The 25,320-nt window shown below is 43.9% G+C and carries 22 protein-coding genes; 11 read left to right on the top strand and 11 right to left on the bottom strand.

Going from position 1 to position 25,320, the window contains the following annotated elements:
• Window positions 1-202: 202 nt before the first annotated feature.
• On the bottom strand, window positions 203-1,699 hold the full coding sequence (locus KIH87_RS01245; protein WP_232359724.1) for a protein adenylyltransferase SelO: 1,497 nt from the start codon (window positions 1,697-1,699) through the stop codon (window positions 203-205).
• Window positions 1,700-1,767: 68 nt separating this feature from the next.
• On the opposite strand from KIH87_RS01245, the gene KIH87_RS01240 reads away from it, so the two are divergent.
• Together KIH87_RS01240 and KIH87_RS01235 are read left to right on the top strand one after the other, a co-directional pair.
• On the top strand, window positions 1,768-2,085 hold the full coding sequence (locus tag KIH87_RS01240) for a c-type cytochrome (RefSeq protein ID WP_232359723.1): 318 nt from the start codon (window positions 1,768-1,770) through the stop codon (window positions 2,083-2,085).
• 54 nt (window positions 2,086-2,139) lie between these two features.
• Window positions 2,140-2,484, top strand: a complete 345-nt coding sequence (locus KIH87_RS01235; protein WP_232359722.1) for a hypothetical protein — start codon at window positions 2,140-2,142, stop codon at window positions 2,482-2,484.
• Between the two features lie 61 nt (window positions 2,485-2,545).
• Here the strand turns inward: KIH87_RS01235 and recQ are convergent, their stop codons facing one another.
• Window positions 2,546-4,366 carry a DNA helicase RecQ gene (recQ, locus tag KIH87_RS01230; protein ID WP_232359721.1) on the bottom strand — a complete coding sequence of 607 codons (1,821 nt, stop codon included), beginning with the start codon at window positions 4,364-4,366 and terminating at the stop codon, window positions 2,546-2,548.
• 174 nt (window positions 4,367-4,540) lie between these two features.
• Here recQ and KIH87_RS01225 point away from each other — a divergent pair, with 174 nt between their 5' ends.
• Together KIH87_RS01225 and rarD are read left to right on the top strand one after the other, a co-directional pair.
• Entirely contained in the window at window positions 4,541-5,020 is a 480-nt protein-coding gene (locus tag KIH87_RS01225) for a thioesterase family protein (protein ID WP_332460724.1), read from the top strand.
• 322 nt (window positions 5,021-5,342) lie between these two features.
• Window positions 5,343-6,251, top strand: a complete 909-nt coding sequence (gene rarD / locus KIH87_RS01220; RefSeq protein WP_232359720.1) for an EamA family transporter RarD — start codon at window positions 5,343-5,345, stop codon at window positions 6,249-6,251.
• On the opposite strand, the gene KIH87_RS01215 is transcribed toward rarD, so the two are convergent.
• The 6 genes from KIH87_RS01215 to KIH87_RS01190 form a co-directional block, all read right to left on the bottom strand.
• On the bottom strand, window positions 6,242-7,489 hold the full coding sequence (locus KIH87_RS01215) for a response regulator (RefSeq protein ID WP_232359719.1): 1,248 nt from the start codon (window positions 7,487-7,489) through the stop codon (window positions 6,242-6,244). The two genes, rarD and KIH87_RS01215, sit on opposite strands and share 10 nt — an antisense overlap.
• 58 nt (window positions 7,490-7,547) lie before the next feature.
• A complete protein-coding gene (gene uvrD / locus KIH87_RS01210) occupies window positions 7,548-9,716 on the bottom strand; it encodes a DNA helicase II (protein ID WP_232359718.1) in 2,169 nt (722 codons plus the stop codon).
• 118 nt (window positions 9,717-9,834) lie between these two features.
• On the bottom strand, window positions 9,835-10,728 hold the full coding sequence (locus KIH87_RS01205) for a DMT family transporter (RefSeq protein ID WP_232359717.1): 894 nt from the start codon (window positions 10,726-10,728) through the stop codon (window positions 9,835-9,837).
• On the bottom strand, window positions 10,715-11,173 hold the full coding sequence (locus KIH87_RS01200) for a GNAT family N-acetyltransferase (protein ID WP_232359716.1): 459 nt from the start codon (window positions 11,171-11,173) through the stop codon (window positions 10,715-10,717). The genes KIH87_RS01205 and KIH87_RS01200 overlap by 14 nt, the downstream gene beginning before the upstream one ends.
• Window positions 11,174-11,367: 194 nt before the next feature.
• Window positions 11,368-12,444, bottom strand: a complete 1,077-nt coding sequence (locus KIH87_RS01195; RefSeq protein WP_232361407.1) for an MJ1255/VC2487 family glycosyltransferase — start codon at window positions 12,442-12,444, stop codon at window positions 11,368-11,370.
• Between the two features lie 25 nt (window positions 12,445-12,469).
• On the bottom strand, window positions 12,470-12,982 hold the full coding sequence (locus tag KIH87_RS01190) for a phosphatase PAP2 family protein (RefSeq protein ID WP_232361406.1): 513 nt from the start codon (window positions 12,980-12,982) through the stop codon (window positions 12,470-12,472).
• 449 nt (window positions 12,983-13,431) lie between these two features.
• Here KIH87_RS01190 and rraA point away from each other — a divergent pair, with 449 nt between their 5' ends.
• Both rraA and KIH87_RS01180 read left to right on the top strand, forming a co-directional pair.
• A complete protein-coding gene (gene rraA, locus KIH87_RS01185; RefSeq protein ID WP_232359715.1) occupies window positions 13,432-13,917 on the top strand; it encodes a ribonuclease E activity regulator RraA in 486 nt (161 codons plus the stop codon).
• A gap of 62 nt (window positions 13,918-13,979) precedes the next feature.
• Window positions 13,980-15,047: a formimidoylglutamase gene (locus tag KIH87_RS01180; RefSeq protein WP_232359714.1), complete on the top strand. Its 1,068-nt coding sequence runs from the start codon at window positions 13,980-13,982 to the stop codon at window positions 15,045-15,047.
• A 76-nt stretch (window positions 15,048-15,123) separates the two neighbouring features.
• Here the strand turns inward: KIH87_RS01180 and trxA are convergent, their stop codons facing one another.
• The gene (gene trxA / locus KIH87_RS01175; protein WP_232359713.1) at window positions 15,124-15,453 is read right to left on the bottom strand and encodes a thioredoxin TrxA; all 330 of its coding nucleotides are present in this window, start codon (window positions 15,451-15,453) and stop codon (window positions 15,124-15,126) included.
• Window positions 15,454-15,560: 107 nt separating this feature from the next.
• Here trxA and rhlB point away from each other — a divergent pair, with 107 nt between their 5' ends.
• Together rhlB and KIH87_RS01165 are read left to right on the top strand one after the other, a co-directional pair.
• Complete coding sequence (gene rhlB / locus KIH87_RS01170; protein ID WP_232359712.1) at window positions 15,561-16,811, top strand: ATP-dependent RNA helicase RhlB; 1,251 nt, start codon at window positions 15,561-15,563, stop codon at window positions 16,809-16,811.
• On the top strand, window positions 16,811-18,319 hold the full coding sequence (locus KIH87_RS01165; RefSeq protein WP_232359711.1) for a Ppx/GppA phosphatase family protein: 1,509 nt from the start codon (window positions 16,811-16,813) through the stop codon (window positions 18,317-18,319). Before rhlB ends, KIH87_RS01165 begins: the two co-directional genes overlap by 1 nt.
• A 114-nt stretch (window positions 18,320-18,433) precedes the next feature.
• Here KIH87_RS01165 and KIH87_RS01160 read toward each other — a convergent pair whose 3' ends face one another.
• Together KIH87_RS01160 and KIH87_RS01155 are read right to left on the bottom strand one after the other, a co-directional pair.
• A complete protein-coding gene (locus tag KIH87_RS01160) occupies window positions 18,434-18,775 on the bottom strand; it encodes a hypothetical protein (RefSeq protein ID WP_232359710.1) in 342 nt (113 codons plus the stop codon).
• 326 nt (window positions 18,776-19,101) lie between these two features.
• Window positions 19,102-19,728 carry a response regulator transcription factor gene (locus KIH87_RS01155; RefSeq protein ID WP_232359709.1) on the bottom strand — a complete coding sequence of 209 codons (627 nt, stop codon included), beginning with the start codon at window positions 19,726-19,728 and terminating at the stop codon, window positions 19,102-19,104.
• A gap of 188 nt (window positions 19,729-19,916) precedes the next feature.
• Between KIH87_RS01155 and KIH87_RS01150 the strand changes: the two genes are divergently transcribed.
• Genes KIH87_RS01150 through KIH87_RS01140 form a run of 3 tightly spaced genes read left to right on the top strand, consistent with a single transcriptional unit; the run spans window position 19,917 to window position 25,313 of the window.
• Window positions 19,917-22,607, top strand: a complete 2,691-nt coding sequence (locus KIH87_RS01150; RefSeq protein ID WP_232359708.1) for an EAL domain-containing protein — start codon at window positions 19,917-19,919, stop codon at window positions 22,605-22,607.
• 42 nt (window positions 22,608-22,649) lie between these two features.
• Window positions 22,650-23,192, top strand: coding sequence for a methanogen output domain 1-containing protein (locus KIH87_RS01145; RefSeq protein ID WP_232359707.1), 543 nt, complete (start codon window positions 22,650-22,652; stop codon window positions 23,190-23,192).
• A gap of 3 nt (window positions 23,193-23,195) precedes the next feature.
• Window positions 23,196-25,313 carry a PAS domain-containing sensor histidine kinase gene (locus KIH87_RS01140; protein WP_232359706.1) on the top strand — a complete coding sequence of 706 codons (2,118 nt, stop codon included), beginning with the start codon at window positions 23,196-23,198 and terminating at the stop codon, window positions 25,311-25,313.
• Window positions 25,314-25,320 lie beyond the last annotated feature (7 nt).

The raw sequence follows: 25,320 nt of genomic DNA, 5'->3' as shown, positions 1-25,320 counted from the left end.
AGTTTATTGAAAGAACCAATTCAAAAAGCATAGACCAAACGAATAAACAACCCACCACCTTTACTGCTTGTCATCCTTAATGTTTACAACATGAATCTCTTAAGTGTGCATTCCCTGCACCCTCAGTATACGAAAATTAGTAGCAATGTTTAGCTGCATTTTGATGAAGAAATGAAGACAAGGTATATTTTTGACTACTCTTTTAGCTACTACAGGAAAGCGCAATCCCCTTATGCTCATCAGGAGGCGGTTTGGCAAATGCTGAATACTTATCTTGTGCTGTAAAGGGTGAACGCAGAGCATCAAGTAATAATTCAAAGGTATCGAAATTATCTCGATACGCATCTTCAATCACCTTCTGAGCAAGATGGTTACGCAGCACGTATATGGGATTCACTTTCAGCATTTCTTTATGTCGCTCAACATCATTAAGTGATTGCTTACTTACGCGTGAAATGTATTTATTAAGCCACTGTGAAATCCATACCTGATCAATAAAGTGATCTCGTAACTTTTGGTTCCGTTGATCTTGGTTACTGCCTGTTACCACTTCTGACAAGTAGCGAAAGCTCAAATGATAATCTCTTTTTTCTTTATCCAACTGCATCAACCAGTCGTTAACTAACTGCCCATCTTCGTGTTTATCGTCATCTGTACTCTCAATGAATCCCATCTTTTTTGCTATTAAGAAGCGATATTCTTTATGAAGAACTGCTTCATATTGTTGCAAGGCATCTCGTATTTGCTCAATGTCTAAATGGCTAGAAAAAGCATGTGCCAACGCATTTAAATTCCAAAGCCCAATGCCTGGTTGCTGATCAAAGGCATAGCGCCCGTTGTAGTCTGAATGATTGCAAATATAGTTTGATTGAAAGTCATCAAGGAAAGCATAAGGGCCAAAATCAAAGGTAATACCATGAATCGACATATTGTCGGTATTCATCACGCCATGATTAAAGCCCTGAGCCTGCCATTTGGCGATAAGGGATGCGGTATCAACAACGATCTGACGTAGCAATTGATAATACTTGTCGGGCTCATTGATCAAATGTGGAAAATGATGTTGAAAGGTGAAATCAAACAGAGCTTGTAGCTTGTCATGTTGCCCACTGTGATAAAAATACTCGAAGTGACCAAAACGAATATGACTGTGAGCCATGCGAATCATCATTGCACCAGGCTCAAGTCGTTCCCTTTGCACGGGTTCCTGGCTGGTAATCAAACATAAGGCTCGGGAGGAGGGAATACCCATCGCGTGCAGTGCTTCGCAGGCAAGAAATTCCCGAATCGTCGAGCGTAATACCGCTCGACCATCACCATTACGTGAATACGGTGTAACACCTGCGCCCTTTAGATGTAAGTCCCAAAGCTGCCCATCCGGCGCCTTATATTCCGCCAGTAAAACGCCTCTCCCATCACCTAAATCGGGGTTCCAATGACCAAACTGATGACCTCCATACTTCTGGGCTATAACTTTTTTATTCAATAGGTTAGCCAATGAAGATTGATTATTCTTTTCTTCTGAGGCAGCAAACAATGCACTTAACAAATCATCTTGGTTGCGCATACTTTCAGGTAGAGACAATTCATCCGCCAGTTGCTGGTTGATATAGGCAACCCTCGCCCCTTGCAATGGCGCAATGGCGACATCACTGACGATATCTGATAATTGTTCTGCGTAATGATTAAAAAACTGCACAATTCCTCGAGATCATTTGCTACTATTCGGGGGATTTTACTATCTAACCCCCTTGAGGATCACATAAAATGCGTATTTCCAGTTCCCTATTGAAAAAAATCGCACTGGCAAGTGCTATTCTTGTATCCATGAGCGCCTCTGCTGCTGATGTTGAAGCAGGTAAAGCCAAATCAACGGTTTGTGCTTCTTGCCACGGCGCTGCAGGTATTTCGCTTATCCCAACATTTCCTAATCTTGCTGGTCAAAAAGCACCTTATACCGACGCTCAGTTAAAAGCCTTCCGCGATGGTGTCCGCAAGAACCCTACTATGTCTCCAATGGCAGCAAGCTTAAGTGATGAAGATATTGCTAACCTTGCAGCTTACTACGCTAGCTTAAAGCCTTAATATAAAGCATTAAATTTTAAGCGTATGCAGTTTACAAAATGAGTTAGCAGGACAGTGACTAACATTCATCACATCCTGCTAATTGAACCAGACAAAAACTTACGCGAAAGTTTGGAGTTGGTTCTTACCACAACGGGAGGTTATGCAGTAAAAGGCATTAATAAACTTCCTGAAATTATCCCAAGTCAGATTCAAGCAATTCTAATTCCCGCCCAAAAGATACAAGAGCGGCTAAATAGTTCAGATTTACCTGTTATCTCAACCACTCAAACAACACCACCTTGTACCCAACTAAAACATTATTTAGGGCATGTTTCCGCACAACAAATCGCCTTGCCTGCCTTTGCAGAACAGGTGAGGCTGTTGTTGCTGAAGCATTTAAAGAGCAGTGAAAAGTAATAGCGCCTGTATAAAGAGAAAAATCATTCTTCTTTTAAGGATAATATTCAGTGACGCCTGATTAACCTTCACAATGCTTGCTGATTAACGCCATAAAGTCTTCTCCATAACGGCTTAACTTGGTTTGCCCGACACCACTGATAGCCAAAAACGCTTCATCATCTTGCGGTACGGAACGCGCCATCTCAGCCAGGGTTAAATCGTTGAAGATGACAAACGGAGGTACTTCATCACGCTCTGCAATGCGCTTACGCAGGTTCTTAAGTTTAGCGAACAGTACCTTGTCGTAGTCCTCAGTGTTCGCGCTACGCTTTTTGTCCCAGACAAAATTCAATCTGGGCACCGCCAGCATCAAAGCAACGTCACCTTTGAGGACTGCCCTTGCACCTTCGGTAAGTCTCAATACCGAGTGGCAAGTCACATCAATTCTCACCAACCCTTGATGCACAAGCTGATTAATAATATTCAACCAATAGGCATCGGGTTGCTCTTTGCCCACGCCATATGTTGGTATTTGATCATGTTCGGCTTTGGAAATAGCCTGAAGCTGCTTTCCCCTCAACACATCAATCACATATTGGCTGGCACACTGCTGCCCTAAACGATAAATACAAGACATCACTTTTTGCGCATCTTGTGTACCGTCATAACGTTTGGGCGGATCCAGACAAATATCGCAGTTACCACAGGGCTTGGGGCTAAACTCGGAGAAGTAATTCAGTAGCACCTGACGACGGCAGGTTTGTGCCTCACCAAATGCCACCATTGCGCTAAACTTGTGTAATTCAACCTGACGACGACTTTCATTTTCATTCAAGCCTATCCATTCTTTATTACGCGCGACTTCTTTTTCATCAAATAACAGCAAGGCTTCCGCAGGCATTCCATCGCGGCCTGCACGCCCGGTTTCCTGATAGTAGGACTCGATACTTCGCGGCAAGTCATAATGCACGACGTAGCGCACATTGGATTTGTTAATCCCCATGCCAAACGCTACCGTCGCCACGATGATATCAATGTCATCACGAATAAAACCACGCTGCACATATTCACGCACTTTAGCTTCCATACCAGCATGATAAGCAGCACAATTTATACCCTGAGAAGCCAGATTAGCGCTAACTTGCTCAACTTTTTTACGGCTATTGCAATACACTATGCCGCTACCATCCTGGCGTGAAATAAAGCGTCGCAATTGCTCCATAGGTTTATATTTTTGAGCCTGCATATAACGAATATTCGGGCGGTCGAAACTGCCTTTGAACACGTAAGGATCATGCAGATTAAGCTGTTGAACAATATCATCGCGCGTTGCCAGATCTGCCGTCGCGGTTAACGCAATCATTGGCTTATTAGGGAAAAACTGCTTTAGCTGACCCAATTGGCAATATTCAGGTCGAAAATCATGTCCCCAATGGGAAACGCAGTGAGCTTCGTCAATGGCAAACAAACTGATTGGCAAGTCTTGCAAAGCACGCAAAAAATCCAGTTGCATTAGCCTTTCCGGAGCCACGTACAACATACGATAAAGCCCCTGCGACAAACCTTGGCAAACTTGTTGTTGTTCTTGAGGTGTTTGGCTGGAATTAAGGAAAGCGGCAGGAATGCCGGTTGCCTGTAAGGCATCGACCTGATCCTGCATTAGCGACAACAATGGCGAAACAACAATGGTCACGCCGGGTAGTAGCAATGCCGGCAATTGGTAACAAATGGATTTACCACCACCAGTAGGTAATAAAACCAACACATCTCGCCCAGCCAATACCTGCTCAATGACAGGCTCCTGACCATCACGAAATGCCGGATAACCAAATGTGGATTTTAATATTCTGAGGGCATCAGAATCCGTATCACCCTCAACTTGTGGAAGTTGTGAACTCAAATCTCGCGCACTGACTATTGTTGTTATCGGCGTAGTTTAACCTTGTTTGCTAGCCAATGCAGTATATGCCTCATATAAATCATACTCATATAAATCAGTACGTCTTAGCCATTCCACAAAAAGTCATAGCCATCTAAACTATGTTAAGAATTTCCCATCCAGAACCATGAAATTATGACCATTCCAAAGGATAAACTACTACGTTCAGAAGAACTCGGCGAATACGTGACCAACATGTTTGCAACCAATATGCCTTTTATCGATCTACTGGGTATGAAAATGATTTATCAGGGCACTGAACGCGCTGAAGTGCATTTACCCTGGAAAGATAACCTCATGGGAAACCCAATCCAAAAGGTACTTCATGGCGGCGTGACTGCAGCAATTCTGGATACCGTGGGCGGCTTAATGGCAATTCTGCATGCCGTAGCCGAAATGGATAACGTTACATTGGAAGAATTCCATCATCGCGTTGGAAAAATGAGCACCATTGATATGCGTATCGACTATCTGCGCCCCGGGAAGGGCGAGAAATTCATTGCGACCGCAGAAGTGATCCGCAAAGGCAGTAGAGTCGCGGTTTGCCGTATGGAGTTACATAATGAATCCGGAACACATATTGCTTTTGGTACTGGCACATATATGATCGCCTAAATAGCTGTGTTTAATTGTCGGTCACCCATAGAGATTTATCGCAAACTCGCCGTGGATACTTCCATGTAGGCTCCACAGCCGCATCCCTGCGGCTGAGGGTTTGCTCCTAATTCTCTACAGATGACTGATAGTTTGGAACAGGTATTTAGCCCTATGCCAGTAAGCCTATTCAGATTCAACACAGTTTGCCTGTAGATAATAGGCGGGGTTGATAATAAACAAGAGCACATCACACTGTGTTCTAAATCCCCTAAAACCGAAGCAAGATAAGCCATTCATTCCATTTTCGAGCTTATCCCATTCATGAGTAGAGAAGTTTTCATTGCAAGCCAATCAAACCAAACAAGGCGTTTTATTAGCTCTGGCAGCCTATGGCAGTTGGGGCGTTGCCCCCATGTATTTCAAATTGCTGGCAGCCTTTCCCAGTATGGATATTCTGATGCATCGTATCGTATGGTCTGTACTGACGTTGCTCATTATCATTCTGGCGAGTCGTCATTGGTCTAGAGTACGCGCAGCTATCGCCAATAAACGAGTTCTCGCGACGTTGTTTTTCTGCGGTTTTCTATTGGCTGGTAACTGGTTACTCTTTATCTGGGCGGTAAACCACGATCACCTGCTGGACGCCAGTTTAGGCTACTACATTAACCCACTACTCAATGTGTTTCTGGGCTATATGTTTTTAGGTGAACGACTACGCCCTATGCAGCTACTTGCCGTTGGCTCTGCAGCGTTGGGCGTTGCCATACTGATCCTGTCCTACGGAAAATTTCCCTGGATAGCCTTAGTGCTAGCGTTTAGCTTTGGCATTTATGGATTATTGCGCAAGAAGATACCTGTGGAATCAGCCCCAGGATTATTAATCGAAAGCTCTATGCTACTGCCTATTGCTTTAGGGTATTGGGCCTTCTTTGCTTCTGCCAATAGCAATATGCTCAACAATGATTTGGCAATTAATTTAATTCTACTCAGTGCAGGGCTAGTGACCACCATACCGCTGATCTGCTTCAATGCCGCAGCCAAACGCATTCAATATTCTACTTTGGGATTTTTCCAATATTTGGCTCCCAGTATGATGTTTGCATTAGCAGTAATACTCTATGGGGAACCATTAGACCAAGCGCGATTAGTCACCTTCGCATTTGTTTGGTTGGGGTTGGCGATTTATACCTGGGACTCGCTAAAACACTATCGAAGAAATAGAAAAGCAAAGAAACAAAGTCAGGAATAAACGATCTGGTTATCGCCTTTTTCTTTTGCTTTTTGCAGGTTGGTGTCAGCAAAGTGCAGGGTTTCTTTAATATCGCCGTTAAAGTGCCCACTGATGCCAACATTAACAGCAAACCCCACAAACTGACCGCCAACATCAATTTTGCTTTGCGCCACTTCCATGCAAAAAGTGCGGTATTGTTCCAGCAGGTTCTCCGTATCTTGCCCGGAAGAATAAATACAAAACTCTTCACCACCAAAACGCGATATATGACAATCGGTGAAATATTTCTCTATTAGCTTGGCGATGGATTTTAAGACATTATCACCCGCTTCATAACCGTATTGCTTGTTAATCCACTTCACCTGATCAACATCAACAATACCTAGAATGACATTTCCCGGGGCGATTCGAAGGTTTGCCTGAATGCGAGTAAAGAAGTGACGTCGATTCGGCAGCCCCGTTAAATAATCGGTATTCGACGCTCTACGAATGGCCTCAATACTTTCGACATATTCGATGTTCTGCATTACCCGACAAAAGAATTCTTCATGGCAGTAAGGCTTGTTCAGGTAGTCATTTGCTCCACTTTTGATAAAGCGCGCAGATAGCGCCGAACTACCCTTCCCGGACAAACCAATAATCGCCAAATCATCTTTAGATATAGTACGCCGAATTTCAGCCACCATTTCTAATCCCGTCATGTTCGGCATATTTTCGTCGGTAATCACCAATTTGATGTTTTTATACTGACGCAAAGCCGCTAAGCCTTCTTCTCCGTCTTCGGCTTCATAGGTATTGAAATTATGGCGTTTCAACAAAGACGAAATCATGGTGCGACTCAATCTTGAATCATCAACCACCAGCACACCGATTTCCCGGTTTTTATCCAGTCTCTGCACCAAACGCACCAGATATTCATAAACCTGAGCGTTTTCTTTGGGAATATAATCAACAACATCCTTTGCCAAAACATTAGTGCGCGTGACTTCATCCAGTCTGCCAGTAATAACAATGGTGGGAACATTATACTCAATAGAGAAATCGATAGCTTCACCTTCAGGTGCATCAGGCAAGCAGTAATCAACGACTGCACACAAATACTCATCAGACCCCGAGCGAGATAATACCTCTCTGGCTTCCCTTAAGCTCGCAGCACCAATAGGCTCAAGATCTGCGCCTTTAAGCAGATGCTTGATGACCTTCATACTGGTAATGGAATCTTCAATCACCAGAACTTTGCGCTTTGATTCGTGCATAGTGTTTGTTTCGAGGAAAAATAGACCCGATTATGACGCAGAAACTACGTCTTTTTAATTAGACTTTAGTCAAAGTGGTATAGCCTAAAAACAGCCACTTTGTCCCATGATTTTCAAAATTCACCTGAACTCGTGCGTTTTCACCACTGCCTTCATAGTTCAATACCACGCCTTCATCAAATTTAGGATGCCTGACACGCTCACCCAAACTAAAACCTGTCGATTCAAACGCTTCATGGGATGCCATGTTACTGTAACTTTTCTGTACAGGTCTGGAAACCGTTGAGCGCAGGCGCACTTCTTCTAAACATTTTGCCGGCATTTCACGAATAAAACGTGAAGGTGTGTGATATTTATCTTGCCCATACAAGCGACGGTTCTCGGCATAAGTAATAAACAACCTTTGCATCGCACGTGTCATTCCAACGTAGCACAAACGACGCTCTTCTTCCAATCGCCCAATATCCTCGGCACTTTGCATACTGGGGAACATACCTTCTTCCACGCCAGTCAAAAATACCTGTGGAAACTCCAATCCTTTAGCAGAGTGGATCGTCATTAATTGCACTGCCGACTCATGAGTATCAGCCTGAGTTTCTCCCGCATCTAACGAAGCCTGAGCCAGGAAAGCCGCCAATGGCGTCATATTTTCATCTTCCTCGGCCTGAACAAACTGCTCACAAGCGGTGACAAGTTCTTGCAAGTTCTCAACCCGGGTTTCGCCTTTTTCGCCCTTCTCAGACTGATACATGGCTAAAATTCCCGATTTCTGCATAATAACTTTCGCTTGTTCCTGCAAGCTTGCACCACCAACGGCTTGCTCTAAAGACAGGATCAAATCCACAAAGCTTTGTAATGCATTGGTCGCTCTTCCCGTTAAGCGTTTTTCTTGCAGCATTAACATACTGGCTTGCCATAGCGACTTCTGCGTTGCCCGCGCGGCTTCACGTATTTGCGCTACAGTCTTATCACCTAAACCTCTGGCTGGCACATTAATAATGCGCTCAAAAGCTGCGTCATCCAAAGGATTATTAACCATACGCATGTAGCCTAGTGCGTCTTTGATTTCCTGACGCTCAAAAAAGCGCACGCCGCCATAAATACGGTAAGGCAACCCTGCATGTAACAAAGCCTCTTCTAATACCCGTGATTGAGCATTATTACGATACAAAATGGCGTTCTCATCCGGCGAGCCACCTTTGTCAATCCAGGACTCGATTTGCCCTACAACGAAACGCGCTTCATCGACTTCGTTAAAACCGGCGTACAAACGGATCAACTCACCATCACCAGACTCAGTCCACAGATTCTTGCCAAGTCTGCCTGAGTTGTTATCGATCACCGCATTCGCGGCATTCAGGATATTGCCGGTAGAGCGATAATTCTGCTCTAATCGAACCGTTTGAGCCTTGGGAAAATCACGCAAAAAATGATGTATGTTTTCGACGTTTGCGCCACGCCAACCGTAAATGGATTGATCATCGTCGCCGACAATCATCATATTGTTGCTGTCGCAGCATAACAAACGTAACCAGGCGTATTGAATGTTGTTAGTGTCTTGAAATTCGTCGACCAGAATCGTTCTAAAACGCTGTTGGTAATGCGCCAAAATATGCGGATTATTTAACCAAAGCTCATAAGCACGCAGCAATAATTCAGCAAAATCCACTAACCCCGACAAATCACAAGCGTCCTGATATGCCTGATAAATATCGCGCATACGTTTACGTTCGGGATTATCCCCCACATCAACATGCTTGGGGCGTAATCCTTCGTCTTTATTAGCATTAATAAACCATTGAATTTGCTTGGGTTGCCAAAGCTTTTCATCCAGATTCAAAGACTTAAGCACGCGTCGAATTAAGCGATATTGATCGTCAGAGTCCAGTATCTGGAAATGCTCAGGTAAGCCCGCATCCTGATAATGACTGCGTAAAAGACGATGCGCTAAACCGTGGAAGGTGCCCATCCACATATGCTGTAAAGGAATGCCCAACAAATGCTCAACACGCCCGCGCATTTCACGGGCAGCTTTGTTGGTAAACGTAACAGCCAGAATGTTACGGGGAGAAATGGCTTCAACCTGAACCAGCCATGCAATACGATGTACTAGCACCCGGGTTTTACCGCTTCCAGCTCCCGCCAAAATGAGCAGGTCGGAAGCAGGGGCGGTCACAGCGTCACGCTGCTTGTCGTTCAGGTTATCCAGTAAGTGGGATACATCCATGGGCAATATGTCTTTTATCTGGTTTTTATCTGAAAATTGCCCGGATTATACCTTTAAATACTGGTTATTTATACACTCTATTAACGGGAAACGTTTCCTCACCCTTCAAGTGATTTCGTCAACCTTCCTGCTCCAGCTTTAAAATAGAAAGTTTGTGCTCTTTACGTGACTGCCACAAAATCGGTAACACTATCAAACTAATCCCCAGTAACGTGCGCCAACCAATAATTTCATGGAATATCAACCAACCCATTAGCGCGGCAAAGACTAAACCTGAATATTCTGCGATAGTCACGGCTCCTGCGTCGGCATGGCGATAAGCAAAAACACAACAAATCTGATAAATTCCTATGCCCAAGGCACTTCCTACGCCCAGATACAGCAAGTCCATCGACATGTCTCGCCAATCAAATAATGCACCAATGCCTAAAAAGGGCATTGAGAACAGCGTACTCCAGAAAAGAACGGTGATCGACGATGAGTGAGTAGGAACTAATCTCGCTGATAAGTTATAGACAGCAATGCACAATGCAGCGATAAGCCCGGCAATGGCTCCCCAGCCAAAATCATCGGGTTTCAGCGCAACAATCACCCCTAAAAAGCACAAGAAAACGTTAATCACCCTATGCCGATAGATAGGCTCTCTCATCCACAGGGTCGCTAAAATTAGCGTAAACACTGGCGCTGCATAAAAAACCACATGAGCGGTCGCCAAAGGCAAACTGGTTAAGGCAACAACCACACAAGCGCTACCAACCACCGTTAGCAAACCTCGAAACAAATAAATCTTTGGTGTTTCCAAACGCCGGCGAGAAAACGGCTGACGCAAAAAGATAGGCAGCAAAAAGACAATAATGATTATTTGCCGGATAAATACGTATTGATAAATGCCCGCGGTGTCTGAAAACCACTTTACGATAGCATCAGCACCGACACCAAACAGGTTCCCCAACAACAACCAGACAATTGCCAGTAATGCACCAGAAATTCCAACTTTTTCAACCTTGTCCATCTCTCACCATATGAATATGAGGAATACCATCCTCAATATACTCCTCTCCTATCGCCTTAAAGCCGTGCGCCCCATAAAATTCCTGCAAGTGAGACTGTGCGCCAATCTTAATGTTGTAGTCAGGCCAAAGTTGCTTACAGATTTGAATGGAATTGCTAACCACGTCATGCCCCAATCCCTGCCCTCGATGCTTATCTGAGGTGAGAATTCGCCCGATACTGCTATAACCCGAATAAGACGCTCCTGGCGCCAATATACGGGAATATCCAGCTAACTCATTACCATCCATCAACATAAAATGGCGTGTTTCCGGTAGCGTATCCAAATCATCCATATCCTGGTAGTAACAGGTTTGTTCAACCACAAACACCGCGCTTCGGAGCTGCAATACCTTATACAACTGCTTAGGTGCAAAATCGTTAAATTGATAAATTTCCTGTTCCATAACCAACTACCATTTTGAGGATGAATAAACCCAATCTTCCCAACATGAAACGCAGGGAAAGAAACCATAAATATAGAGTAAAAAAGCGGGATCAGGAGCTTATCAGTACGAAGACTGAAATGGTAGATAACAAGAACTGAAAATGAGTTCAACCGCTCTTAAATAGAGACGCATAACCGTATGCAAGGATTTCGTTAGACCGGTGCTGATGTAAGCTTCACTAATTTACGGCGAACTTTCTCCGGAAACTTCACCTGTTTCCACAACTGCTCGCATACCGACTGAGTATCATTCCATTGCCGCGACAATATCCAATCCACCAATACTTTGGGGTCTTTAGGAAACTCAACAGGCTCGCCTTCTGGCTTGGATATCCATTTTTCAACAGCATCAACATCCAGAAAATCCATCGTGCTGCACAACTCTAATGTTTCCAGGGTAAGCGCGTTAGACAACTGCTCAAATTGCCCATGCAAAGGCTTGATTAGCAGCTTCTTTCCAAGTTGTAAGCACTCACTAGATAACTCAAAGCCACCATTAGCGATAACACCAGCACAGTGTTGTAGAGATTCATGGAATCGATCCTTGCCAGGACGACGCCATTTCAAGTTGCCCTCATCGGTTTCCACTTCCACATCAGGGTGATACACCTCGAAAGTTTGCTCACTTAAGCTTTCCAGTAACTCACGAATGCAATCTAAATGCTCAAAGGGTAAATAGACTAGAAAGTGCTGCCCAGCTTCGCTGTTTTGAAACTCATCTTCAATAAACGGCGGCATGATATTGTGACCAAAGTGATACCAGTGAACACCTAATTGAATCTGGGTTGGAGCAAAATATTGAGTGATAAGACGATCTAAAAACTTCTGCCCTCTTTTCGGCACTTTATGCATAAATGCAGCTTGGTGGCTGATAGAAATGGAAGGCACATTCTGACGACGCGAAGCCCAGGCAGAAATAGGTTCAAAATCATTTATCACTAAATCGTAACCAGCCAAATCCAACGCCTTCACATCACGAATAAACTCACCAGGACGATTAGACTTTACCGTCAACCATTTACTGATCGACCCGTTAGAATGAACAAAGGTTAAACCGCGTCGAGTTTGGTAATCACCAAAGATTTCCATGTCGAAATACTTGTCTGCATCACGACCGGAAAACAGGTAATCCACCTGAATCTCAGGATTGTTAGCAAATGCTCTCGCCATCACTCGAGCGCGAGTAATGTGCCCATTTCCAGTGCCTTGAACGCCGTAAAGAATCTTCATCATTTTTTCGCCTATATAAAAACGCCTACACCAGAATTTGAATACTCAGTTCAGAAATGAAGAAGCCTAAAAAGGCACCTGCCAGAATATCGGTTGGGTAATGCACACCCAATAACACTCTGGATAAGCCCACTGTCGAAGCCCATAAATAAACAAGAGGGGCAGCAAAGGGATAGAAATGCGCAAGTAACGAGGCCATTAAAAATGCTGCCGTTGTATGCCCCGAAGGCAAACTGAACTTATCGGACGGCTCTACGTAGGCGTTGAAATTCTTGAAGATGTCGCAAGGACGTTGGCGCTTAAACAACTTTTTCAAGATAACGAAAACCGGCAATTCCATGGAATAAGCCAGTAAACCAGTGTAAAGAAAAAGTGTGCCTTTACCGGGCTCAAACGCCCATAGTAATAGCGCGAGCACCAAATAAAGATATCCGTCGCCAGTTTTGGAAATCAGCCTGACCCAAGTACCGCTGCGGTCTGTCATCTTGCCAAACAACCAATAGAATAGTTGAGTGTCATATCGGGTTATCAGGTTCATTTTGTACGCACCCTTTTCTAACATACATGCATACTAAAATACCCTTATGAACTGCCTGTTACAGAAACACGACAATGGAATGACAATTAGATTGCATAAAAGTTACATGCTTGAGTGACACGCAAGGCGTGTTTATTTCTCGGAACAAGGCTGGTAAATTCCGCAAGCAATCAGTGAAAGCAGTGGCAAAAATGATCTGCCTCAAAAACCCCGATATCTTTCATAGTGTTATCGCTAGAGATGTTTAATAGAATAGGAAGATAATATTGAGACTGGTTTTCATAAAGCGAGCACAAATAAAAGAGCACAGCTCAAAAACGCCGCTGATTGCGAGTAACAATTTAAGGTTTATACTAGAGTGTGTTGGCCTGACCTGGGCTTGAAAACATATAGCCATGCCATCAGGAACAACGCTCTCTATTCGTGTAGTCTGTCAACTGGGAACTCCTATGCAATACAACACCTCGGAATTATGTGATTTATTTGCCGACAATATTGACGTTGTCGAGCCAATTTTTACCAGCTTCGGCGGCCGTGAGTCCTATGGCGGCGTAGTCACAACGGTGAAATGTTTTGAAGACAAAGGTCTGATCGACATTATTGTGCAGCAACCCGGGGAAGGAAAAGTATTGTTAATAGACGGTGGCGGCTCTACTCGTCGCGCCCTGCTAGACAGCAAAAATGTGCAAACCGCAGCAGATAACAATTGGGAAGGCATTATCTGCTATGGCTGCATTAGAGAAGTCGAGCGCTTGGAAGATATTGATATTGGTATTCATGCCATTAATGCCATTCCAGTTGGTGCCGACGTAGAAGAAGTGGGTTCGGTTGATTGTGCTGTTAACTTTGGTGGCGTTACCTTTCTACCAGAAGATCATGTCTATGCAGATAGCACGGGCATTGTATTATCTCCCGATCCTCTCGATATTGAATAACACGGAAGCCAGCTACACTGGTGGCTGGCTCAGAAACATCCGAACCTTGCAGGATACGACAAGTGAGCGACCTCATGCTTCCAATTAACCTGATCAGAGAACAAGATATCGCACCACTGATCAACACACGTCCCGGAGAATCAAAAATAGGTGAAGTCATTGGGCTTGCCTCACAATTCGGCGACACTTTTCCTTTTGCAACAGCCCTTGATGCAGACAATATCAACACCCGCTTTCAGTTTGCGCTGATCGGTGTTCCTGAAGATATAGGCCCCCGAGGCAATCACGGTCAACCCGGTGCAAGAGGCGCATGGAAAGCGTTCCTGTCTTACTTTCTGAATTTGCAAGCCAACGAATACCTTCCCGGCAACAACATTCTCTTGTTGGGCAACGTAGAGTGTGATGATTTACATGAACTGGTGCAGTCGCAAGACAACACCATCGAAGCCTTACGTCACGCTTGCGCGGAATTAGATAAACGAGTAGTGAGTGTTTTGCAGGAAGTCTTTCAAGCAGGGCTCATTCCTATCGTGATCGGTGGAGGCCACAATAATGCCTTCCCCATCATTCAAGCCTGTTCAATCACCAGAGGAATGCCGTTAGCAGTGTCTAACCTGGATCCTCATTCCGACTTTCGAGCAGAAGAGGGCCGCCACAGTGGTAATCCATTCCGTTATGCGCAAAGTTCAGGTTATCTGGAACGATATGCCGTCTTAGGCTTACACGAACAAAAGAATAATCAGGCAAGCCTGGATGCACTAAGCGCCTTGAAATTCCCTTGGTTCAGCATTCAACAAACCCATTGGAGCAACAGCCATAATTTCGATCAGTGCCTGGAACAAATTGCCAAATACATGTTGGAATCGGGTCTACCGGTTGGCGTTGAACTGGATTTGGATGCCATTAGCAATATGCCAAGCAGCGCAATTACCGCCGCAGGTATCTCGCTACAAGATGCGCTTTACTACGTCAGCCAAATGGCTGCGCTACCGAGCGTGCAATATTTGCACTTAGCAGAAGGGGCTCCGGAAAAACACACTAACGGCATTGCCGAAGGCAACCGAATCGTAGGCCAGTCAATTTGCGAACTTGTCTCTATTTTTATTAAATCCGTGACTCAACAGGCATAAAAAAACCTGACAGATGTCAGGTTTTTTAAGCTAATTTGCACGATTACGATTAACCTACAAATTGCAGCATTCCAGCCTAAGAAAGATGTTCGTTTAGAAATTCTTCCAGTTGTGACTTGGACATTGCCCCTACTTTAGTACCTGCAACATTACCACCTTTGAACAACAACAAAGTTGGAATACCGCGAATACCATATTTAGCAGGAGTTTCATTGTTTTCATCGACATTCAACTTACCAACTGTTATCTTGCCGTCAAATTCATCTGCAATAGTAGAGAGAATAGGCGCAATCATTTTGCAAGGACCACACCATTCAGCCCAGAAATCAACCAATACAGGCATGTTAGAGTTGATAACATCAGACTCAAAAGAGTCGTCTGACAAGGTGATAATATTGTCGCTCATTAGTTTCTCCGAGATACTGTTAACGCCGGATTCTCAAGGCGCTTCCTACGATGCGCTAATTTATATATAAACCTATACTTAATGCAAGCACTCTTACGCTATAAGCTATGCAAACAACACATTTAACAGAAACACACTTTTCCGAATTAGGATTAGACGAAAGCGTACTAAGCGCTTTAAAAGCGGGTAGCTTTGAACATTGTACGCCAATACAGGCGCTTTCATTGCCACCGTCTTTAAGTGGACAAGACGTTGCCGGCCAAGCCCAAACGGGTACAGGCAAAACCATCGCCTTCCTTGTTGCCACCTTTCATCACCTCCTAAAAAGTCCAAAACCAGACCACGGTCAACCCCGAGCCATCATCATGGCACCAACCCGTGAATTAGCAGTTCAAATCCATAAAGATGCCACTCTATTAAGTAAATTCACCGGCATTAGCCTGGGATTAATTTACGGTGGAGAAGGTTATCAAAGCCAAAAAGAATCACTGGAAGCCGGTGTTGATATCATTATTGGCACAACCGGACGCATCCTTGATTACTATAAGCAAGGTACGTTTTCGCTAGGACATATAGAAGTAGCAGTATTAGATGAAGCCGATCGCATGTTTGATCTGGGCTTTATCAAAGACATTCGCTTTTTATTCCGCAGAATGCCTCCACCAACCGAACGCTTGAGCATGTTATTTTCAGCGACGCTGTCTTTCCGAGTTCAGGAATTAGCCTATGAACATATGAACCACCCTGTTCATGTTCAGGTTGACCCAGAGCAAATGACCGCAAGCCGAGTCAAGGAAGAGCTGTTTTATCCTTCCGATGAAGACAAGATGATGCTGCTTCTAACCTTGCTGGAAGAAGAGTGGCCAGAAAAAGCCATTATCTTCGCCAATACCAAGCATAGTTGTGAAAATATCAATGACTGGCTGGTTGCCGATGGTCACCGCGTTGGCTTGCTAAGTGGCGATGTACCTCAGAAGAAGCGCTTGAGTATTCTGGATCGATTCTCCAAAGGACAACTGGATTTTCTGGTCGCAACCGACGTTGCCGCCCGAGGGCTTCACATTGATAAAGTCACCCACGTATTCAACTACGACCTGCCTGACGACGCCGAAGATTATGTACATCGAATAGGTCGTACCGGACGTGCTGGTAAAAGCGGACACGCCATCAGTTTTGCTTGTGAAAAATATGCCTTGAATTTACCTGCCATTGAGGAATATATTCAACATACTATCCCCGTAACTGAGTACAACCCTAACGAGTTACTCACTGATGTGCCCAAGCCTCACCGCCATCAAAAAAGACGGGTTAGCAGAGATAAACGTAACAACAAAATCAGGCAATCCAAACGACATTAATGGACATATCGCTACGCTCATCGCAACTCTCTAAACCTCAACTCTACGCAGCGGTTGATTTAGGTTCTAACAGCTTTCATATGGTTGTTGTGAGTGTAGCCAAAGGTCATGTTCAAATAATCAATCGTATCAAGCAGAAAGTTCGTCTGGCATCAGGACTGGATGAAAACAATATGCTTGACGAGGCCAGTATGCAGCGAGGTTGGCAATGTTTGTCGATGTTCGCTGAACGCTTGCAAGACATCGACCCTGACCATATATGCATTGTTGCTACCGCCACCTTCCGCCTTGCCAAAAACGCCGATAAATTTGTCGCCCACGCCGAAACCATTCTGAACCACAAAATAAAAGTCATTCCGGGCGAAGAAGAAGCTAAACAAATCTATCGTGGTGTCACTTACACATCGGTATCGCACGGCAACACACTGGTTATCGATATTGGCGGCGCAAGCACAGAAATCATCGTAGGTAACGGTTTTGAGCCCATTGATTTGGTGAGCCTGAATATGGGATGCGTAACCTTTATGGATCGCTTCTTCCCAGACGGTAAGCTCACCCAAAAAGCCTTCAATGACGCCATAAAAGCAGCAAAAGAAATTTTCGCTCCCCATTTGCACAAATTCACGGCATTTAGCTGGGAACAATGTCTGGGTGCATCAGGAACACCGCAAGCTCTGGACGAAATGATCAGCGCTCAAGGTATTAACGACGCCATTCGATTAGTGCACATGCACAAGTTCCGCGATGATTGCTGCCAATGTAAACATATCGACAAGCTGCAACTGGAAGGGTTACAGGAACATCGTCGCAGCATATTCCCCAGTGGATTAGCGATTCTTATTGCACTGTTTGAAAGCCTGAATATTGATAGCATGCAAATCTCAACCGGCGCATTACGCGAAGGTTTGATCTACAACATGCTGGAAAACACTCAGGATCGCAACGAACGAGTACAAACCGTTGACCAACTCGTCGAGCGTTTCCACATTGATGTTCACCAAGCCAACCGGGTTAAGAATCTGGCTTTACACTTTTTCCAGCAAACGCCCCTCCCACATAGTAACGGCTTCGATTTGAAAGTCGTCTTACAAGTCGCAGCGTTACTGCACGAAATTGGCCTACATATCGAATTCAAGAAGCATCACTTACATGGTGAATACATTCTCAAACACCTGCCTTTAATTGGCTTTAACCGCCAACAGCAGGACTGCGTGAGAATTCTGATACGCAACCATCGTCAGGAAATTGATTTACACGCGCTTAAAGTATTAGCGCCAGGCTTGAAGAAAAGTATTGAATTGCTCATTCGCATATTGCGCTTGGCTGATTTGCTTTGCGTTCGCAGAAAAGATGACGTGTTGCCAAATATCAATCTTGACTGGAACGATGACGCACTTACCGTGAACTTCCCGCAAGAATGGCTGGCTCATCACCCGCTAATACGCTCAGAACTGGCAGCAGAAAAGAAACACCAAGCTAAAGTAGGCTGGAGTTTTAAATATCAATAAGCGCTATTCAGCGCTCAGCACATAAACACAAAAAAGCCTGCTAATGTTCATTGGCAGGCTTCACTTTTGGTTTTGTTTTTCTTGTTAAAAAGGTACGAGGAAGATCTTCCATCATCAGCTCTTTTGCTGGACAGACTGCAAATAGCTGACAACCTGCTCTGAATTACGCTGTTTAGAGAACTCGATAATACCCATACCGTTACACGCCAGGTTATCCTCTGATAGCAAGATCTCATAAACATCGCGCTTGTCACGCGCAATAACGCCAACCTTATTGGTAAAACTGCGACGCATCATGCTGACATCATCTTTAACCGCAGCTCGGCAAAAACTGGAAAATTCAGTGTCGCCAACAAATACCAATCGAGAATCACCGGCTTCATCTGCAAACGAAGCAAAAGAACTAACCGATGCAACAGCTAACAAAACTGCACTCATTGATTTTAATTTCATCATGTTCATGACTAACAACCCCTTTATTGTGTGTTTAATCTAATGTGCCTATCTCTTGAGTGAGGCACGAATTAACACTAGAGCTTTTTGCAGCGTGATGTTGTTGAAAAAAAGTAGAAGTATGGTTAATAAAAATAGCGAAATAAGTGTTACTTAATTGTTAAATCATAACTGTTTGAAAAATAAAGATTTTAGCAACCCTTTTATAACCAAATAATAATGGATATATATTTTTATATTCATTTATTCTCAATTCAAAGGGCGATTCATTAGGACAAGTATCCTATTGATCAGAAAATTAACGAAATAAATAGCCTTTTATTTCCAATTTACTGCCAAGGAATAGACAAAAGTAAGCGCAATAACTCATTAAAAGACCCCACCTCCATCTTATTCAAGATATTATTTCGATGCGTTTCGACAGTACGAAGACTTAAATTAAGCTCAGTGGCAATCTGCTTATTCGATAGTCCTGAAACCAGCAAATCCAACACTCCCCTCTCGCGCTTTGACAATAAATTCAGTTTCTCATGCACATGATTTATTCGCGTCTGCCGGGCTCTAAGCTCAGAATCAATAGTGAGCGCTTCTTTCACTGCAGAAATCAGCTCCACCGTCATCACAGGTTTTTCAAAGAAATCAACAGCCCCCAACTTCATTGCCAACTTAACAGTGGCAACATCAGCATAAGCAGAAACAAATATGACTGGCAGGTTTACATCCTTATCACGCATTTTCTGCTGCATATCCAGGCCAGTCATACCGGGCATGAGCATATCAGACACAACACAGCCCTGTGTATTGCGATCACAATGGGACAACATTTGTTCTCCCGAAGAAAATTCCTGTACACGAAAAGATGACGACCGCAATATGGAACCCAATAACTCTCTCTGCCCCTCATCATCATCAACAATATAGACAGTGGGTACATCATTGATTTGGCTTTCAAACATGCATTTCTCACATTCCAAAGGTTGCTGATTGAGCCTCCTCTTGACACTCAAGATGGTAATAACAATGTTAGTTGAATTACGCAAAATTACGTAAAACCCAAGCTTAAAATTCAGAAAACACTGCCATGTTAAACCCCAATTCCATTGCTACACTTTTTGTAGGCAGGCAATTTTTAACGGGTTAATTTATGACGAGTCCAGAAAAGAGTGAGGGAAAAAAGCAAGGTTTGTTGTTCAGTAGAAACAAAAGCAACAAGCAAGAGCATGAGGATACTGCAAAGGAAAATACGCAGCTGACAAACTGGAAAGTCATGGTCATTGATGACGAAGAGGCCGTACATCAGGTTACTCACATGGTACTGGAAGATCTCACCTTTAAAGATAAAGGGTTGACCATTATTGATGGTTACTCGGGAAAAGATGCACGTCGCCTTCTTGTGGAACATCCGGATACAGCGGTCTTGCTACTTGACGTGGTCATGGAAACAAACAAAGCAGGGTTAGAACTGGTTAAGTTTATTCGCGAAGAAATACACAATTATCACGTTAGAATTATTCTGCGCACTGGGCAACCTGGTGACGTACCAGAAAAGAAAGTCATTACTCAGTACGACATCAATGACTACAAAGCCAAAGCTGATCTTACAGCCGACAAACTCTATACAACCATGGTTGCAGCACTTAGAGCTTATAACGACTTAAAAGTTATCGAAGATCTCGCGCTTTCACGCAGCAATCTGGAAGAAAAAGTAGAAGAGCGCACCAAAGAGATCATGCAAATAAATAAAACCCTGGAAGCAGAAATTCAGCAACGTATCCGCATGAATGAGCAATTGCGGAAAAGCGAATCACGTCTTGCCCACGCACAGCTCATTGCCAACATAGGCCACTGGGAATGGAAGATAACAGAGGACGAAGTGACCTGGTCAGATCAAATATTCCGTATTCTTGGAGAAGAACCCAGTGAGAGCGCCCCCAGGTTTGACTCCATGCTAAGCCACGTACCCAAGGATGAGCGCGAGAACATCACTCAGTTGTTCAATCAAATTATTCACTCCAAAAATCACCATTATGAATTCGAGCACAGCATCTATCGGCACGATGGCACCCCCAGATTTGTTCTACAACAAGGTGAAATAACTCGAGATGATAGTGGGCAAGCTACCAAGCTTTCAGGAATTTTGCAGGACATCACGGAACGCAAAATCGCAGAAGAAAGAATGCGCCAGCTCTCTGGTGCTATTCAACAAATTGCCGACTCCGTAATGATTACCGACCTGAACGGAAAAATTGAATACGTCAATTCGGCTTTTGAACAAATGACAGGTTATTCACAGCGAGAAGTAATAGGAAAAACCCCCAGAATTTTAAAAAGCGACAAGCAAAGCCAATCCTTTTACAAGCGCATGTGGAATACCATTTTAAGAGGCGAGGTATTTACTGATGTAGTGATCAACACCAAGAAAAACGGGGAATTTTATTACGAAGAAAAAACCATCACGCCACAGCGCAACGCCGAAGAAAAAATCACACATTACATCTCAACAGGAAAAGATATTACCGAGCGGATGGAAGCTCAGGAAAGGCTACATTATCTGGCTCATCATGATGCATTAACTGGTTTGCCAAACCGGGCACTTCTACAGGATCGGTTAAATCAAATGATCGCCAGCGCACAATGGCACCCTAAAAACGCAGCTGTTTTATTCATGGATTTGGACAGATTCAAAATTATCAATGATTCCCTTGGCCACAATGTTGGCGACACCATTCTACAAACTATGGCTGAACGCTTAACACTATGCATTCACCCGGGTGACACCGTTTCAAGATTAGGTGGTGATGAATTTGCAATTGTACTCAACGATGTTGAGTCCGTTGAGGAAGTAAGGGAAGTCGCCCTGAAACTCCTGAAATCTATTTCAGAACCCATTGTTTTCGACAATAAAGAGCTATTCGTTACATCCAGCATTGGAATTAGCCTGTTTCCCAAAGACAGTGAAGACACTCTAGGCTTGCTGAAAAAAGCCGATGTTGCAATGTACCGGGCAAAAAACATTGGCCGAAACAGCTACCAGATGTACTCCAAAAAAGATGATAGAAACACGGCTGAAAAACTGTCTCTAGAGTCCAGCTTACGTCGAGCACTGGAAAGAGAAGAATTCTTTCTGAACTACCAACCACAATACAAAGGTAAAGACAGAAAAATCTATGGCGCTGAAGCCTTGATCCGCTGGCACAGCAACCAATTCAGCTCCGTCTCCCCTGCTCATTTCATTCCTCTTCTGGAAGAAACCGGAATGATAATCCCGGTCAGTGAATGGGTGCTAAAAACAGCATGTCAGCAAGCCAAACAATGGCAAGACATGAGTAACCATGAAAATTTTAGAGTTGCTATTAACCTATCCATTTGCCAATTCAAACGCCCAGGGCTAGTGAAGCTGCTGGAAAATGTGCTGAGTGAGACCGGGGTTAAGCCCGACAACATAGAGCTAGAAGTAACAGAAGGTTTGCTCATTGAGAATATCGCCCAAACCAAAAGCGTATTACATGAACTCCACGAACTAGGGGTTCACCTGGCAATTGATGACTTTGGGACAGGCTATTCTTCAATGAACTACCTTCGTCGATTACCTTTCGACCATCTGAAAATCGACAAAAGCTTTATTCAAGACATTACGCTTAACGAGGATGGAGCTGCCATTACCAACGCCATTATCAGCCTTGCTCACTCGCTGGGTATGAAAGTCATAGCAGAAGGTGTCGAAACAAACGAACAGTTGGATTATCTGGTTACAAGAAATTGTGACATTGTGCAGGGATTCTTGCTAAGCAAACCCATTGAATCCAATGAAATCAATAAGTTACTAACTCACTAATATAACATTCTGAGCTCACATGGTGAGCCAGAAGGAGTATTTATGGAAAACAATAATCAGACACAACGCATTCCAGTTCGTCAGCTAGATGTCCCTCTGGAACGTGATGTGTTCCTGCGTAGCCTTGTTCGAGAGTTATCGGGTGTTCTTGAAGAAGTAGTAGGCCTGCAAGAAGCCGAAGGTTTCATTAGTATTGTGGGTCAAAACATGGGCAATGAAATTGACTCCATATACAAGCAAGCCCTTCAAACCAACCAGCTTAACAAGGGACAAATAGCCGACGTACTGGAGAATCTAAAGGCTCGTATACAAGGCGAGTTTTATGTGATCACGATGGATGAAAACAAGGTGGTATTCGGCAATCACCAATGTCCTTTTGGCGATAAAGTCAAAGATCGTCCCTCACTATGCATGATGACATCCAATGTGTTCGGCACAATTACCGCCAATAACAACGGCTATGCAAAAGTACATTTAAAAGAGACCATTGCTCAGGGTGCAGCAGGGTGCCAGGTAACTGTTTATTTTACGGAAAACGAAGAAGCAGATGCAGTTGACGGTCGTGAATATTTTAAATCGGAATAAACCGTGAATATCAAAACCTGTGCAGACATTATTGCCGTTTTACCAGAAGCCATTTTGTTGTTGGATTCTGGTGGCAATGTGTTATCCGCCAATTCAGCGGCACTAACCTTGCTTAAGCGTGAAAAGACACAGGTTGAAAACCGGCCTGTCGCCTCTTTGCTTACATCCTTGGACGAAACGAAAGTTCAGCCTAATCTCAAGCGCTGGCTGTCATCAAAAAAAAGTACGCCCACCAAACTCAATTTCCTGGTTGATAATATATCGTGCAATATGACCTGTGCAGGAAACCTCATCATTCCCCAGCAGGATGGATGTAATGCTTTAGTAATGCTCAGACTAACAGAAAATAAATCCCAAATTTCCGCTTTTCAGGCACTAACCACAAAGACCCAACAGCAAGAAAAAGAAATCCGGCTCAGACGCAAAACAGAAAAAGAACTGGAAGAAAAAGAACGAAAAGCTCGAATGATACTAAATGCAGCAAGTGACGCCATATTTGGTGTAGATGAGTCACTCCATTGCATATTCGCAAACAAAGTCTGTCTGGACATCCTGGGTTGTCACTCACTGGAAGAAATTAACGACCATGGCATTTTTAATATTTTATACCCGGTATCAGGCAACGCCACAGAACAGGAGGTTTTCCAACGATTACTTGATGCACACCATCAAAAGCATTCTCACGATTCACAAGACGCAACGTTTAAAACCCTATCAAAATCACTCATTTCCGTAGAGCTTACGTTAGTTCCTTATTCTGATATGAATGGCAATAGTGGCTCAGTTATTACTTTTAGAGACATAAGTGTCAGAAAGACAACCGAAGCCCAGCTTATACGAAGCCAACAAAGCCTTAAACAAGCACAAAGCATTGCCAACATTGGAAGCTGGGAGTGGGACTTACAGCATGAAGAAATCTATTGGACAGATCAGGTCTATCGAATTTTGGATTTGGAACCCCAGCTATTTCGCCCTGATTACAACGCATTTCTAGCCTTTGTCCCCAAAGAGGAGCGTGCCGGGTTAGACAAAGCTATTCAGGATTTTAAAGCGCAACTTCAAGGGGAACTCAATATTGAACACAGTGTTTTGGAATCGAATGGTACAACCAAAATAGTTAACCTGAGAGCAAAACTATTCAATGATGATAATGGCAAGCCAACCAAGATTATTGGTTCAATTCAGGACATCACCGAAAAGAAACTTGCAGAAGAAGAAATCCGCTCTTTGAATGCAGATCTGGAATTACGTGTAGAAGAAAGAACCGCGGCACTAAACACCAGCAACGTGGCGTTACAACAATCACTTGACCAATTACAACAAACACAGCATCAACTGGTTGAATCAGAAAAAATGGCCGCACTTGGCGGATTAGTGGCAGGTGTAGCACATGAAATAAACACTCCCGTCGGCGTCAGCGTTACCGCAGCCTCTCATCTATCAACCAAATTAAACACCTATAAACAAAAATATTTAGCCGACGAACTCACCTGTGATGATTTTGAACGCCTGATTGACTCATCCAGTAAGGCCTGCGGGCTGATATTAAATAACCTGGAACGAGCAGCAAACCTGATAAGCAGTTTCAAAAAGATTGCCGTTGATCAAACCAGCGACGAACCAAGAAAGCTAAACATGCGCCAATATCTGGATGAGATTATTTCCAGTCTGACTCCCCAATTAAAACGCCTAAACCCCGATATTCAGATTGACTGCGATGAGTCCCTGAATTTCTACACGCATCCCGGAGCTATATCCCAGGTACTCACCAATCTGGTCATGAACTCGATCGTACATGGTTTTGAAGAACCAACAGGGCGCAAAGAAACCATTAGTATTAGCGTCGAGCACGATAATAACAACGTCACCATACACTATCTGGATAACGGTAAAGGACTGAATGAGGAACAAAAAGCCAAGATATTCAACCCCTTCTTTACCACCAAGAGAGACAGCGGCGGAAGCGGTTTGGGCATGCACATTGTGTATAACCTGGTATCGCAAACCCTGCAAGGAACAATCACCCTAATCCTTAATCAACAAGAAGGTGTTGGATTCATCATTACCTTTCCACTGCATACCGATGCACAGCAAAGGGGAGTTAGAGAAAGTGCGCTGTAAACAATTC

It is taken from the genome of Paraneptunicella aestuarii, from assembly GCF_019900845.1.
GTDB classification, from domain to species: Bacteria; Pseudomonadota; Gammaproteobacteria; order Enterobacterales; family Alteromonadaceae; genus Paraneptunicella; species Paraneptunicella aestuarii.
Note: the sequence above shows the minus strand (reverse complement) of the source record. Positions and strands in the feature narration are given on the sequence as shown.